The sequence below is a fragment of the Runella limosa DSM 17973 genome (assembly GCF_000482465.1).
Taxonomy (GTDB): domain Bacteria; phylum Bacteroidota; class Bacteroidia; order Cytophagales; family Spirosomataceae; genus Runella; species Runella limosa.
Map to the genome: position 1 here is coordinate 1 of NZ_AXVJ01000061.1, position 13,516 is coordinate 13,516.

13 protein-coding genes are annotated in these 13,516 nt (G+C 44.0%); 7 read left to right on the forward strand and 6 right to left on the reverse strand.

Annotated elements, in window-relative coordinates; translation table 11 throughout:
• Positions 1-272: transposase (locus K339_RS0106645; protein WP_028522915.1), on the reverse strand; the 272-nt coding region annotated here is incomplete at its 3' end.
• A 57-nt stretch (positions 273-329) separates the two neighbouring features.
• On the opposite strand from K339_RS0106645, the gene K339_RS36575 reads away from it, so the two are divergent.
• The 3 genes from K339_RS36575 (at position 330) to K339_RS0106660 (ending at position 2,504) form a co-directional block, all read left to right on the forward strand.
• Positions 330-488 (forward strand): helix-turn-helix domain-containing protein, encoded by a 159-nt coding sequence (locus tag K339_RS36575; protein WP_084332127.1) that lies wholly within the window; start codon positions 330-332, stop codon positions 486-488.
• Positions 489-556: 68 nt separating this feature from the next.
• Positions 557-1,012: a transposase family protein gene (locus tag K339_RS0106655; protein WP_084332128.1), complete on the forward strand. Its 456-nt coding sequence runs from the start codon at positions 557-559 to the stop codon at positions 1,010-1,012.
• Positions 1,013-1,121: 109 nt separating this feature from the next.
• Positions 1,122-2,504: an L-serine ammonia-lyase gene (locus tag K339_RS0106660; protein WP_028522917.1), complete on the forward strand. Its 1,383-nt coding sequence runs from the start codon at positions 1,122-1,124 to the stop codon at positions 2,502-2,504.
• A 79-nt stretch (positions 2,505-2,583) separates the two neighbouring features.
• Here the strand turns inward: K339_RS0106660 and K339_RS0106665 are convergent, their stop codons facing one another.
• Together K339_RS0106665 and guaA are read right to left on the reverse strand one after the other, a co-directional pair.
• Complete coding sequence (locus tag K339_RS0106665) at positions 2,584-4,014, reverse strand: hypothetical protein (RefSeq protein WP_028522918.1); 1,431 nt, start codon at positions 4,012-4,014, stop codon at positions 2,584-2,586.
• Between the two features lie 77 nt (positions 4,015-4,091).
• Entirely contained in the window at positions 4,092-5,618 is a 1,527-nt protein-coding gene (gene guaA / locus K339_RS0106670; RefSeq protein WP_028522919.1) for a glutamine-hydrolyzing GMP synthase, read from the reverse strand.
• A gap of 231 nt (positions 5,619-5,849) precedes the next feature.
• Here guaA and K339_RS0106675 point away from each other — a divergent pair, with 231 nt between their 5' ends.
• On the forward strand, positions 5,850-6,056 hold the full coding sequence (locus K339_RS0106675) for a hypothetical protein (protein WP_028522920.1): 207 nt from the start codon (positions 5,850-5,852) through the stop codon (positions 6,054-6,056).
• Here K339_RS0106675 and K339_RS0106680 read toward each other — a convergent pair.
• Genes K339_RS0106680 through K339_RS32775 form a run of 3 tightly spaced genes read right to left on the reverse strand, consistent with a single transcriptional unit; the run spans position 6,053 to position 10,211 of the window.
• Positions 6,053-6,808: a LytR/AlgR family response regulator transcription factor gene (locus tag K339_RS0106680; protein ID WP_028522921.1), complete on the reverse strand. Its 756-nt coding sequence runs from the start codon at positions 6,806-6,808 to the stop codon at positions 6,053-6,055. The two genes, K339_RS0106675 and K339_RS0106680, sit on opposite strands and share 4 nt — an antisense overlap.
• Positions 6,805-8,196, reverse strand: coding sequence for an ATP-binding protein (locus tag K339_RS32770; protein WP_157607500.1), 1,392 nt, complete (start codon positions 8,194-8,196; stop codon positions 6,805-6,807). The genes K339_RS0106680 and K339_RS32770 overlap by 4 nt, the downstream gene beginning before the upstream one ends.
• Positions 8,197-8,225: 29 nt before the next feature.
• Positions 8,226-10,211, reverse strand: coding sequence for a histidine kinase (locus K339_RS32775; RefSeq protein ID WP_051397846.1), 1,986 nt, complete (start codon positions 10,209-10,211; stop codon positions 8,226-8,228).
• Positions 10,212-10,464: 253 nt separating this feature from the next.
• Here K339_RS32775 and K339_RS0106695 point away from each other — a divergent pair, with 253 nt between their 5' ends.
• From K339_RS0106695 to K339_RS0106705, 3 genes are read left to right on the forward strand one after another with little or no spacing between them, the layout of a single operon-like run.
• On the forward strand, positions 10,465-11,862 hold the full coding sequence (locus K339_RS0106695) for an OmpA family protein (RefSeq protein WP_157607501.1): 1,398 nt from the start codon (positions 10,465-10,467) through the stop codon (positions 11,860-11,862).
• 12 nt (positions 11,863-11,874) lie between these two features.
• Entirely contained in the window at positions 11,875-12,558 is a 684-nt protein-coding gene (locus tag K339_RS0106700) for a hypothetical protein (protein ID WP_028522923.1), read from the forward strand.
• 14 nt (positions 12,559-12,572) lie between these two features.
• The gene (locus K339_RS0106705; protein WP_028522924.1) at positions 12,573-13,514 is read left to right on the forward strand and encodes a hypothetical protein; all 942 of its coding nucleotides are present in this window, start codon (positions 12,573-12,575) and stop codon (positions 13,512-13,514) included.
• Positions 13,515-13,516: the final 2 nt, after the last annotated feature.

A 13,516-nucleotide genomic window follows, 5' to 3' on the forward strand; every position in this document is an offset into this window, starting at 1 on the left:
TCCTTGATTCTAAGTGACAATTCTTTTTCAGCGATTATCTCTTTATAAGCTTGAATCTCTCGCTGAAGGCGAAGAATCTCTTTGTCTTTATCAGAGTTACTAACGCTGGATGGGCTTGAAAAACCTCCTTTTTCGTACTGGGAAACCCAGTTATAAATGTTTGCACTCGAGACGTTAAACTCCTTAGATGTCTTAGCAGCTCCGTGTTCTTTGTAGTAATTCACTATGGTCAGTTTTTCCTCCTGGCTCCATGATTTTTGATGCTTTCCCATTGAATCACAAATTTAAAAGTTATACCCTAATTTGTGTCCAACTTTTTAGCGGGCTAGATTCAACTAGACGAAGCAAAAAATCAATTGTTGGAAAAAAAGTGGACAATTTCAGAAATAGCGTCGCAGTTGGGCTATACCAGTACGGCCAATTTTGACAAGGCTTTCAAAAAAAGGTTTATGGTCAACCCGTCAACGATGCTACGAAACGCAAGCTAACCTATATTTCATAATCAACCCATTTTCAAAAGTTAATCAAACACACCCATTTTCAATTTTACATCATCATGACAATGAACTTTATGCCAGTAAGGCGCTACAACGAGCTTGAGGCCGACGAACAAGGTCTTAGGAGACTAACGGGGCTTAAAAACGAAGAGTTTTTGGCTTTATACTATGCTTTTCGCGAAGAATGGCAATTGTATTTTTACTTTTTCACATTTACGGGGCAGCAGCGCCAAAGAAAGCAAATTTCTGTCCGTAAAAACAGCATTTTCAGTGATTCGAGAGATGCACTTTTGTTCGTGTTGACGTACCTCAAAGGAGGTGTTTTGCAAGAGGAATTGGCCGAAACCTTTGGGATGGACCAACCCAAAGTGAGTCGATATTTGACGATTACGCAAAAATTATTGTTGCAAGTGATTTTCAAAAACCCGAACATTATTCCCAAATGGAAGCAAAAGAAACTAAGAGATGCTATATTTTCACGCACAAGTACCTACGAAGAAGGAATGGAAGAGTAGAAAAATAAAGCATCTAATACTTTAAAACGCGAACGAATCTAGCTGATTTGTTCGCGTTTTTTCTTGTATTTTTGGCAACAATCTCGCACTTCATTTTACAAACTACTATATGTCTTCCAAAAATACCATCACCACTTCGCTGTTCGATTTATTTAAAGTGGGCCCTGGGCCATCTAGCTCACACACCATTGGCCCAATGAAAGCTGCGTATCGTTTTTTACAAGACCTAGCCTTGTTGCCCACCGAAATATCGGTGCGTGCTACCTCGCTCGAAATCCATTTGTACGGCTCCCTAAGCGCTACGGGTAAAGGCCACGGTACCGATCGAGCCATTGTAGGAGGTCTTTTGGGCTGGCAACCGCATACCTGCGACCCAAAAAATCTGAGCGGTCTGATGAAAAACGAAGACGAACAGTATTACGTCACTTTTCAGGGAGTAGAAGTGCCCATTTCGGCGCAGAGCATCATTTATCATAAAGGTAAAGCCAACTTCCCGCACCCAAATACCATGATTTTGCGGTTGTGTAGCGCTGAAGGAGAGGTGTTGTTGGAAGGGGAATATTACTCGGTAGGAGGGGGATTTATCCAACAAAAAGGGCAATTGCCCGAAGGAGCATCACAAGGTGAGCCCACGTACCCCTACAGTACGATGGATGAATTAAAAAAACATTTGAAAACACATCAACTGACGCTGGCGCAGTTGATGATTCAAAACGAACAAGCCATTACGGGGGTATCAGAAAAAGAAATAATACGAAAAATTGATCAGATTTTAGAGTTTATGCACAAGGCTGTCAAGCGGGGAATTCGAGCTAAAGGGCTGTTGCCTGGCAGTATTCGCTTGCAGCGGAAAGCAGCTCTATTATACGAAAAAGCCAAACTCCATGCCGCTACAACTGATAGCTTTTTGATGTTTTTAAACGCCTATTGTTTGGCGGCTTCGGAAGAAAATGCCGCTGGAAGTATTGTCGTGACGGCGCCGACTTCGGGGGCATCTGGGGTATTTCCAGGGTTGACGTATTTGATGAAGAACCATTTTCATTACTCGCCTCAAAAGATGCGAGAAGGAATGCTGGCGGCGGCGGCCATTGGTTTTTTGGTCAAACACAATGCCAGTATTTCGGGAGCAGAAATGGGATGCATGGGAGAAATCGGGACGGCATCGGCCATGGGGGCGGCGATGTTGATGTATGCGTATGGCGGAACGATGGGACAAGTAGAAGCAGCGGCGGAGATTGGCATCGAGCACCACCTCGGAATGACTTGTGACCCCATTGGTGGCTATGTACAAATCCCATGCATCGAACGCAACGCCATGGGTGCTGCCAAAGCCTATAATGCTTATTTATTGGCCATGACGATTGACCCCGAAATGCAGAAAATATCGTTTGATAGTGTCATTAAAGTTATGCGCGCCACGGGGCGTGATATGTCCAAAAAATACAAAGAAACCTCGGAAGCGGGCTTGGCCCTAAGTATGACGGAGTGCTAGGTGCGTCAGGTTTTTACGCCGTGCGTCAGGTTGCTCACAACCTGACGATTACTGCGAATAAGCTGAGTTTAATTGCGTATTATTTTGACGAGTTCGCCGATTTGCGCTGATAGATTCCTTTCCATTGGGTGGGTTGGTACAACTCGCCCAACTCAGGAAGACGTTTGAATAAAACGGGCAAAAGCTTTTCTTTGTCGATGACGTAGGTAGGTGGGTCGGCTTGGAAATTATCAAAAATGCTGATAACGCTTTCGTAGCTGTCTAAGTTATCAAAATCGTAGCGGGCAAGCTCCCAGTTGAGGTACGCCGTTGCAGGAAAATTGTCTTTGTATTCGCCTTCATCTTCACCAATCACCAAAATTTTTTGCTGACGAATTTGTTCAGGCAACAATGACGGCTGAATTTTTAGATTTTCCAAACGTGTAGATTCGTTGATGCTGAATGCGTTATCAAGGAATGTTGACTGATAGCGAAAGAAAAAGAGTACCACAAAAAGACCCAAAAAAAGAACCTCTGCCATCCAGCGACGTTTCATCAGCATAAAAAAGTTGACCGAAAACATGACCAAAGGCGGTATAAACACACAAAACTGCATCGGAGCGATAAACGGCATCAAGCCAATCGAAATCACGGCAGTGATTGTCCACAACATCATGATTTGGTGAATACGCGTTTGATAGTTGATGAACCGAGGGTAGCTTAATGTTTGAAAAAATCCCAAACCAGCCATCAAAAACACCCCTCCCAACACGCCAAGCACACCAATAAAATCGTTGAAATTATAACGCCGTGTCCGAAAAGCCGAAGTAAGCAGATTCTGGCTTAAATCATCCAGTGCATTACGGAAGAAATAAAAGAGTAATATAAGGGCAAAAGGAAAAACGTAGCCAAAGAATGCCAAAGTATGCCGCCGAAATGTAGCCCCCGTATATAAAAGCATGGAAGCAAATGTCCAAAGTGCAAAAAGCCCCATGGGCAAATAAAAGAGGGTGGCTACACTCAGATAAAAGCCCATTTCAAAAACCTCGTCGGTTACCCCTTCGCGCTGCATTTGGCGGATGAGCGTGCCAAAAGCCAGCAAAATAAAGGTCGTACCCATCAGGGCGGGCGACAACGTACTACAATCGAAAGAGACGTTTAAAAATAAAATGTAGAGAACTCCAGGAACGTAGTTGCGTTCGGTAAAAAGCTGTCGTTCGCTGGAAATGTAATTGAAATAGACCGCTTGAAAAAGAATGAGGATATTGGCAACCGTTCGATGTGCCAAGGGAGAGCGGCCAAAGAGTTCATCCATTCCCCAATAAACGGCTGCCGACAATGGGCTCAAATTGTCCCACACATCGCGATAAAGCATAAATCCTTGTGACATTTTTTCGCCGACAAGCATCCATTGTAGTTCTGGAATCAGCAAATCGGGCGAACTGATGTACAAAGGAACTTGTAGTATCATCAATACAACGATGAAACTCAAGATTTGATAAGGAGCATTAACGCGGAAGAAACTTAACATTGGAGTCGATGGTCGATAGTCGATGGACGATAGTCTATAGTTTAAAACCATGGACTATCGACCATGGACTTCATACTTTATTCCCACTCAATCGTTGCGGGTGGTTTTGACGAAATATCGTAAACGACGCGGTTAACGCCTTTGACACGATTGATGATTTCGTTGGAAATATCTGCCAAAAAATCGTACGGTAAGTGTGCCCAGTCGGCGGTCATGCCATCGACTGACGTAACGGCCCGAAGCGCCACTACGCGCTCGTAAGTGCGTTCATCGCCCATGACACCCACGCTTTGTACGGGTAGGAGCATGGCGCCTGCCTGCCAAACTTGGTCGTAGAGGCCGCGTGTTTTGAGACCATTGATAAAGATGGCATCAACTTCTTGCAAAATGGCTACTTTTTCGGGAGTAATATCCCCCAGAATACGAATCGCAAGACCAGGGCCAGGGAACGGGTGGCGCTTGAGAATGTTGTCAGAGATTCCAAGAGCTCGCCCAACGTTACGAACTTCGTCTTTGAAGAGCGTATTGAGCGGCTCCACGATTTTAAGTTTCATAAAATCGGGCAAACCACCCACGTTATGGTGCGACTTGATGGTTGCCGAAGGGCCTTTGACCGAAACTGACTCAATGACGTCGGGGTAAATCGTTCCTTGACCAAGCCATTTTACATCTTCGATGAGGTGGGCTTCTTGGTCAAAAATATCAATAAATGCTTTTCCAATCGCCTTACGCTTGGCTTCAGGGTCGGTCAAACCTTCTAGCAGACCGTAAAAATGGTCTTTCGAGTTAACCCCCTTGATGTTGAGCCCCATGTCTTGGTACGAGTGTAATACACTTTCAAACTCGTCTTTGCGCAAAAGCCCGTTGTCCACAAAAATACAGTAGAGGTTTTTGCCGATGGCATGGTGAACCAACGACGCTGCCACCGTAGAGTCAACCCCGCCCGACAAAGCCATTACTACTTTGTCATCGCCGAGTTTTTCTTTTAGGTCACGGATGGTACTTTCTACAAACGACTCAGATGTCCAGTTTTGTGTACAACCGCAGATGTCCACCACGAAATTTTTCAAAATCGTTTTGCCTTCGGTAGAGTGCGTTACTTCTGGGTGAAACTGAATGCCGTAGGTTTGTTCGCCCGTAAGTTTGAACGCAGCTACTTTTACCGAATCGGTAGAGCCAATCAATTCAAAATTATCAGGGATTTTGGTAATAGTATCTCCGTGCGACATCCAAACTTGGGTCGTGGGTGATACCGAATCCAACAAAAGCGAGTGTTCGGGATGGTTGAGAATGGCACGGCCGTATTCGCGGTGCTTAGAGGCATTTACTTCGCCTCCAAGGGTATGCGCCATGAGCTGGGCACCGTAGCAAACGCCCAACAACGGTAGCTTATTCCGAAATAAATCCAAATCAACGCGTGGCGAATCGGCGTCGCGCACGGAGCATGGACTACCAGAAAGAATGACTCCCTTGATAGCAGGCGTAATTTCGGGGATTTTGTTGAAGGGGTGAATTTCACAGTAAATGTTTAGTTCGCGGACGCGTCGAGCGATGAGTTGGGTATATTGCGAACCAAAATCAAGAATTAGGATCTGTTCGGTCATAGACGTGTTTCTAAGGTGCAAAGGTACAAAACCCTTCTGAAATACAGTATTCGTAACCAAAAAACGTTTCTGCTATAGCGATATTCAACTCTTGAAAGGTTAAAATGAGGCTTTTAATGCCTCTATAAGGCTTATTTCCTTAGAGTAAAATAAATTTTTCAAAAGTACTTTGAAATACAAAGTAAATTAATTTACCTTTGTACATCAAAATATTTAAACCAATTGGCAGCCATGAAACAGAAATTAGGTAAAATCGGAGGATTTATCGTTGGGCTTTCGAGCTTCTTGTTTTCTTTCAAAGTGTTTGTACTACCTAGTATTCCACCAAACGATGAAATTGCGCCTGGAGCGGTGCTCATTGCGGCAATTTTAAATGGGTTTTTGTTCGGATTTATTGGGTCTTTACTTCAAAAATACCTCCAACGCAACCGCGTTTAGTATCGACTCAAACTTTGAAACTGCTCCACGAGCCAATCTCGTTTTTGTTTTGTTACGGGTACCTGAGAGCCATCGCTCATCAGTAAGTATCCGCCTTCTTGTTTGACAATTTTCTTTAAAAACTGAGGATTGATGAGGTGCGACTGATGAACCCGTACAAAACTATTGGCTTCTAAGGCTTGCTCTACCTCTTTCAACGTCCGACAAATCATCACTTTTTGGCCATCATTCATGTAAAAATGCGTGTAACTGGCATCGGCCATGCAGCGAATGATGTTGGCAATTTCGATGATTTCGTGCCCTTCGTTGGTCGGGAGGGCTATTTTTTGCGGTGCTTGTTTGGGCGCTGAATGTTCGTGAAAAAGCTGTATTTGAGGTGGTTGAAGTTGTTTGATGCGTTTTTGCTGCCAACGCCCCAAGGTTTCACGCAAGTCGTGTTCTTCAATGGGTTTTAATAAATAGCTCAACGCACTGACCCGAAAAGCCCGAATGGCGTATTGGTCGTAAGCGGTGGTAAAGATGACATCAAAATGAAAATCAGCAAACTGCGCGAGCAAGTCGAAGCCATTGAGGCGGGGCATTTCAATGTCGAGGAAAAGCACGTCAAATGGTGTCATCCGAATAAACTCCACGGCAGCTTCGGGCTGGTTAAATTTGGCAACGACCTGCACGCCCATGTTGAGTCGTTTGAGTTTTAGCTCCAACAATTCCGTTGCGGGTTTTTCGTCGTCAATAAGAATGGCGCGTATCATGGTTGAGGGACTTGAAAGTGCATTGAATTTTTGACCGCATAGAGTGGAAAAACCATAATAAAGGGAAGGCTTGAAAAATTTTCGAGGGAAAAGCGAATACCGTAACGACTTTGCTTTTCTTTTATAAAAATATACATACTTTGCATACTTCCGCGTGAGCCAGCCTTCACTTCAACAGGTATAATATCGCTGTGTTTTTGGATTAAAAAATCTATTTCTGCTTGGCTATTTTTAGCGTCTCTATGCCAATAATACAGCTGTGGTTGTTGGTAAGGTGAATAACTCTTAACCAGTTCAAGTGCTACGTGTTGCTCGGCAATAGCTCCTTTATTAATGACTTCCAACGTATCTTCAAGTAATAAATCGCCAATGGATAATCCCAAAATACGTTGCATTATACCAGTATCAAAAAGCATCCATTTGCGCTTTTTGGGGTTGATTTCAGCACCGATAGGAAGCCCGTTGGCTGCTGAGTGAGTAACCGCATGAACAAGTCCTGCTCGCAGTAAAAGGTCAAGAGCTTCTCTAATTTGAACATTAGTAAGGGTAGCTTGTGGGTATGAATAGGTAAACTGTGTCCCTGTTTGCCTGACAACAGCATTGAAAACTTCTCGAATACGTGCTACAGGTACACGATTTTTGTATTTGGCAAAATCACTTTCAAATGATACAATCAAATCATCTATTACCCGTTGGGTCTCAAGAATATCATTATTCTGTACGTAGTTTCGTACGACTTCGGGCATTCCACCTACTACTAAGAAACGTCTAAAATAGTGTTTGAGTTTGTCGTGTAAAAGGTCAGATAATGGTTTTTCGGGCGATGCATTACGGAGTGTTTTGAGTAGGATTTTTTCATCGAAAGCACCTAAAAATTCTTCGAAATCAAGCGGATACATAAAAAGAGACCGAATGCGTCCCACGCCAAAAGAGGGAATTTCGGACAAAACAAACTCTAATAACGACCCTGCCGCAATCACATGTAGGTCGGGAGATTTTTCGTAAAAATACCGTAACGACGAAATAGCGGGAACACAAGCTTGGATTTCGTCTAAAAACAGGAGTGTCTTGCCTGCTACTAACGGAGTGTTTGTAGTGGCTTCTATTAACTCGATAATTTCGTTAATGCTGAGATTTTGTTCAAAAATACGCTTGTAACGTGGGTTTTCGTCAAAATTAAGTTCAATAAAATAATCAAATTGGAGCGCACAATGTCTGACTGCCGCTGACTTTCCAATTTGTCGCGCACCACGCAAAAGTATTGGCTTTCGTTGTTTAGATACTCGCCAATTTTCAAGTTCTGAATCTATGTTACGGGGAATGTACATTAGTTGTCTTATAAAATTCCAAATCAAATATTGTCTTAATTTTATAAAATTCCAAATCAAAAAAATGGTCTATTTAATAAAAAAACAAATCAAATGGCTGCACTAGGCCATAAATTATACCCAATCTTCACTAACGTTCCAGTGTGTGTATTTTTTCTCAAATCAACTACTTCGATGGCGAGTTGGTTTGGGTAATTTCGGTTAAACAACTCAATGCGGCGTTGCGTGATTTCCATCCCGTGCGACTTCCGACGCATCGTAGAACGGTTTCGGATTTCGGTCGCTTTTTTTAGGCCAATGCCGTTGTCTTCAATTTCAAACTCAAGCAGTTGTTCGTTTTTTTGGGTAATCCGAATCGCCAATTTTTTCTCAGGTTCGTCGCTGGGCATAAGCCCGTGCCAAATGGCATTTTCAACAAATGGCTGTAACAACAACGGTGGAATCATCACCGAGGCCGTGTCGATGCTGGAGGCGACTTCCAGGCGATATGTAAAATCTTCTCCCAAGCGGGTGGCTTCAATTTCTAAATAATAACTGAGTGCATTCAATTCTTCTTCGAGTGAAATGGCTTCTTCCCGCGAGTGCGACAAAATCATCCGAAGTAGTTTGGAAAATTTAGAAAGGTATTGGGTGGCTTTTTGCTCGTCGTTGGCCACAATCAGGTATTCTAAGGAGTTGAGGCTATTGAACAAAAAATGGGGGTTCATTTGCGAACGTAAGGCCAGCATTTCGGTTTCAGCAATGCGTTTTTCGTTGGCAGCCTTGGTTTGAAGTTCTTGAAAATAAGCCCGTTGGCTTTCGGTTTTTTCTTTTTCGTTTAATCGAAAACGATGCGCAATGGCCAACGAAAGTACCAAGATTTCCATAACGACGGCAAACGAAAGCGTCAACAAATCATCGACGTTGGCGGGCAGTTTGACTCCTTCCAAAATAACGCGCCCCGCCCGCAACCACGCTAACAAACCAAAAAAGCCCAAAACGACATTGGCCCAAATCACGTACGGAACCATGGGTGAGCGAACACTTCGGCGAATCCAAAAAAGGGTAAGGATATAAATGGGAAAAGCGACAAAACGCCCGCCCCAAAACGAAAATTGCTGAAAACCAAGGTCGTTGGTAAGCAACATCACTATCAAATATAGCCCCCCGTATCCCATCAAGACAAAAGCCAGCCGCAAAAACCACTTTTTCATGTTGGGGTGGTTTTTGGACAAGTCAAGTAATTCCGTCATGAAAAAGAGGTACGCTCCGATTCCCCACCACAGCAATGATTCCATTAAGTGGGTTTTGAGCAACGGCCACTCGCCAAGCGACTGACCCAGAGGGGTGTAGGCGCGGGTTTTAAGTAAAGAAAATATGAAACTACACAAGACGTATGCCCCGTAATAGGCATAAATTCGGTGGCGGTATTGATAATAAAGTAAGGCTAAAAAAAGCGTAACCAACGCCAATGCGCCCTGAATCCAGCTTCGGTATTGAAACTCAGGCATATTGCGGCGGTACTCATCGAGGATGCGCTCGGCATGGTATTCGGGTTTTTGGAGTTGCAGTCCCCAAGAGGGTTTGGGGGTGACAAAATGAGTCCAAAAAGGCAACGCACCTTGTTCGTGGGCGATTCGGGGCACTATGGTAAAGGTAGCGCGAGCAGGAATTTTGAACGAAACATAGTTGTCAGAATAAGGCACCGCCCACGCCGAAGTGGGAATCAAAGTGCCACTGGTAATAGAACGCCACTGGCCATGTTGGGCGTAAAAGAGCGTCACCCGTTGATTGGCATTGGTGAGATAAACGTAAAACGTCTGCGTGGTGTCGGTATCGTTGGTCAAAAAAAAGCGAAGCCAATGCGAGCGTTGGGCAAAGCTGGGAGTTTTAGCCGTAAGCCGTTGCCAACGTTGAGGCTGTTGTAGCAAAAGTTGAAGAGAATCTTTGTCGCTGTTGAGCGCACTGGTCGTGCAGTAGGCGATGTCATACAGCATCGTACGGTCAGCGATGTGGCTGACATAGAGGGTGTCGGATTTGCCCCAAAGTGGCAAACCCACAACAAACAACACCCAAAATACAAACCGACGATACATAGTGGCAGAGCGAATCAATTGATACCCTCAAAGAAAGACAAATTTTCTCCAATCTCCTTTTATCACTCTATGTAGGTAGGTTTTGAATTGATTAAGCCTCGGTCTGAATCAATGGGCGTTGAAAACGGAAATTATTGATTGAAATGGCGGTTTGATGGAGCGAAAATCGTGATGTATGAAATGAAGCTAAATGGTATAGAAGAGATTGCCCAACTTTGAGCTCATCAGATTTCTATTCAAACACATACACACTATGGTAATCAACGTAGCTTTCAAGGTTCGAGGAATTGGACTAAGTAGTTTTTTTGGAGCCATGTTGGCGGTTTCAGCCACGGCGCAAATTCGGGTCGAAGACCCCAAAAAAACGGCTGAACGAAGCGTAGAAGGACGAGTAAATAGCCGTATTGACCAAGGGATTAACAAAGGTCTCGATAAAGTTGAAGAAGGGATTGGGAATATCTTTAAAAAGAAAAATAAAGGAGAAAAAGAGCAAAAAACCAAAGGAAAGACCTCAAAAGGTAACGACGAGCAGCAGCAGGAAGACAGCAACGACGCACAAGTAAACGAAACGTCGTCGAGTAAATCTGGTTCAACAAAAGCAAATTCTCAAGGGGGAGCGGTAGCGGCCAAAGACGAGCCAAAGAGTATGAAGGCATATTCTAAATTTGATTTTGTTCCAGGCGAAAAAATTGTCGCTACTGAAGATTTTTCTCAAGATGCCGTGGGCGACTTTCCTGCCAAATGGAATACCAATGCCAGTGGAGAGGTAGTAACGATGGAAGGGACGAAATTTTTGCAATTTGCCAAAAATGGCGTTTACTATCCCGAATTTGTCAAAGAACTCCCTGAGAACTTCACAATGGAGTTTGATATGTTGGCTTCTGAAGACTTGAGCGTCAATATGTCTGGCCTGAAAGTTTTCTTCCCCGTGTTAAATGAACGAAAATTGACCTTCGACCAAAATTTTAACTCATCTGCCCAAGCAGGGATTGATATTCACCCTACTGCCGATGGGGAAAGCAGCAGCAGTAGTGTTTGGGTATTCGACAAAAACAGTGAGAAAGTTGTAGAAAATACCAATCGGTTGACTTGGAACAGTAACGTGACCAACCGCGTGTCTATTTGGAAACAAAAAACCCGCTTGCGCATTTACGTAAACGAAACCAAGATTTGGGACTTACCCAAAGCCTTTGACGCTTCCCTCAAGTACTCAATGCTTTTTGCGACCAGCATTTTTGAAGGTACGGTTTATTTAAGCAACCTACGCGTGGCAGTAGGTGCGCCCGACACCCGCTCCAAGCTCATCACCGAAGGTAAGTTTAGCACGACAGGTATATTGTTTGACGTCAATTCGGATAAAATCAAGCCCGAATCGTACGGTGTTTTAAAAGAATTAGGAACGGTGTTGAAAGAAAATGCCACGGTCAAAGTCCGCATCATTGGGCATACTGATGCTGACGGAGAAGATGCCAAAAACCTAGACTTGTCGAAACGCCGAGCAGCTTCGGTGAAAAATACCCTTCAAAGCGAGTTTGGTATTGAGGCGTCGCGCATGGAAACCGATGGAAAAGGTGAGGCGCAGCCCGTAGCCCCAAACACAACTGCTGAAGGAAAAGCGAACAACCGCCGCGTGGAGTTTGTCAAACTGTAACCAACCTATCCCATGAACACATTCCAAAAAATAGCCCTATTGTTTGCCTTTCCTTTAGGGATGCAACTTCATGCGCAAGTAACAATTGGGTATTGCAAGTTGGGAGGAGGTTGTAAATTTTACCAAACCCAATACACCTATGCCCAACTCGACGGGATGTTTAACTACTTGGGTACTTTTGAGAAGGACAAAGGCACGTTGGTTTTTTTCAAAAATAAGCAAAATCAAGACGTGCATTATCCCGATACAAAACGTAATCTGAAGGAATTACACACGTATTTTGGAGGGAAGGGCGAGCCCAGTGTTTCCAAAGGAGGAACCATTTCATTTGAGGCGCTGATTCAACCTGAAGACGGAAACTGGGTAGCCATTACTGCTCCTCCCATTACCAAAAACTGCTCTCCCCAACTCGCGACTCAGCTAAAAAGTATCGCAGGGCTAAAAAGTGGCAATAAAACGTTTAAAAAACCTTTTACGCCAGAAGACTTGCTGCCACCCAAAACGCCTTGGCTTACCACTGCTCCCAATAGATACAAGGCCATTGTTTTGCCAGAAACGAAGCCAACGATTAAAAGTGTGTACGATTTTGAGGTAGTCTCTACCAAAGAAATAAAAGGAACGCTCCAAGTGTCGTTTCAAATACCAACCCAAGCTACCTGCGAAGTCACGACAAACTTTACGTTTGAGCGTAAGTAAATAGGGTAAAGCCAATGAAAAATGTAAACAAAAATAGTGTTGCTTCGTTAGTAATGCGCTTTCTTTTAGTGAGTTGTGTGTATGGTTTTGCAGGCGCAACAGCAGTGGCTCAAAGTGTGGTCATTAGTCCTTCCAACAGCACGTTTTTACAAAATAGCCTTACTGATTCGGTCGTCATTCGTGGAAAAAGCTCCGTGCCTTTGACTTTACAAAGTGATCAGAGCTTTATCATGTTACCACTTTTTACCAAAAACAACACGTTTGTTGGAGGGATGTATGGGCAAGATAAATTGTTGAAAATTTGGGGATACCAAGGCTTAGAGTTTCAACTTGACGATATTCCAGCCGCTCACTTTGAATTTGGTCGCTTCTTTGTGGGAGAATCTGGTAAAGCCAAAGCCGCACTGGACGTCGAGGGTACCAATGGTATCGGGACAATCCGTTCCAGAGAATTGGATTTTAACCAAACAACTGACAGCGAACGGCGGCCTGTTTTTGCGGATAAAGATGGTATTTTGAGGGTTTCCAATACGTCAAATTACTACCAAAGTTACAATTTTAGCAGCGTTCAGGCGCAAGATTGGGACGACCAGCTTCGCAAGGGGAGTGGCTATGCGTGGTTTAATTCGACTGCTTCGGGTAAAACCATGTATTTGCCACTAAACCTCCCCGATGGCGTGGTGGTTACCAACGTGAGAATGTACGTTTGGGACAATTCGGCCTCTAATATCTCTTTTGTATTTAATAAAAACACGCATACGACCAACGTGTTTACGACCATCGCCTCGGCCCAGACTTCTACAAATGTGGCCTCGATAGGAAGCGTAACCGCATCGGTGACAGAAACGGTGGACAACCAGAATAACTCCTATTATGTCAATATCTCGTCGGTTGGAAACTGGACGGGGGAGACCCTCAAGTTTCACAGCTTTGTAGTGACTTATCAGCACCGATAAAC

Excerpts from the sequence above, each read along its gene's own strand:
- K339_RS0106655 (WP_084332128.1), top strand. The coding sequence starts at position 557 with ATGACAATGAACTTTATGCCAGTAAGGCGCTACAACGAGCTTGAGGCC.
- K339_RS0106660 (WP_028522917.1), top strand. The coding sequence starts at position 1,122 with ATGTCTTCCAAAAATACCATCACCACTTCGCTGTTCGATTTATTTAAA.
- K339_RS0106665 (WP_028522918.1), bottom strand. The coding sequence starts at position 4,014 with ATGTTAAGTTTCTTCCGCGTTAATGCTCCTTATCAAATCTTGAGTTTC.
- guaA (WP_028522919.1), bottom strand. The coding sequence starts at position 5,618 with ATGACCGAACAGATCCTAATTCTTGATTTTGGTTCGCAATATACCCAA.
- K339_RS0106675 (WP_028522920.1), top strand. The coding sequence starts at position 5,850 with ATGAAACAGAAATTAGGTAAAATCGGAGGATTTATCGTTGGGCTTTCG.
- K339_RS0106680 (WP_028522921.1), bottom strand. The coding sequence starts at position 6,808 with ATGATACGCGCCATTCTTATTGACGACGAAAAACCCGCAACGGAATTG.
- K339_RS32775 (WP_051397846.1), bottom strand. The coding sequence starts at position 10,211 with ATGTATCGTCGGTTTGTATTTTGGGTGTTGTTTGTTGTGGGTTTGCCA.
- K339_RS0106695 (WP_157607501.1), top strand. The coding sequence starts at position 10,465 with ATGGTAATCAACGTAGCTTTCAAGGTTCGAGGAATTGGACTAAGTAGT.
- K339_RS0106700 (WP_028522923.1), top strand. The coding sequence starts at position 11,875 with ATGAACACATTCCAAAAAATAGCCCTATTGTTTGCCTTTCCTTTAGGG.
- K339_RS0106705 (WP_028522924.1), top strand. The coding sequence starts at position 12,573 with ATGAAAAATGTAAACAAAAATAGTGTTGCTTCGTTAGTAATGCGCTTT.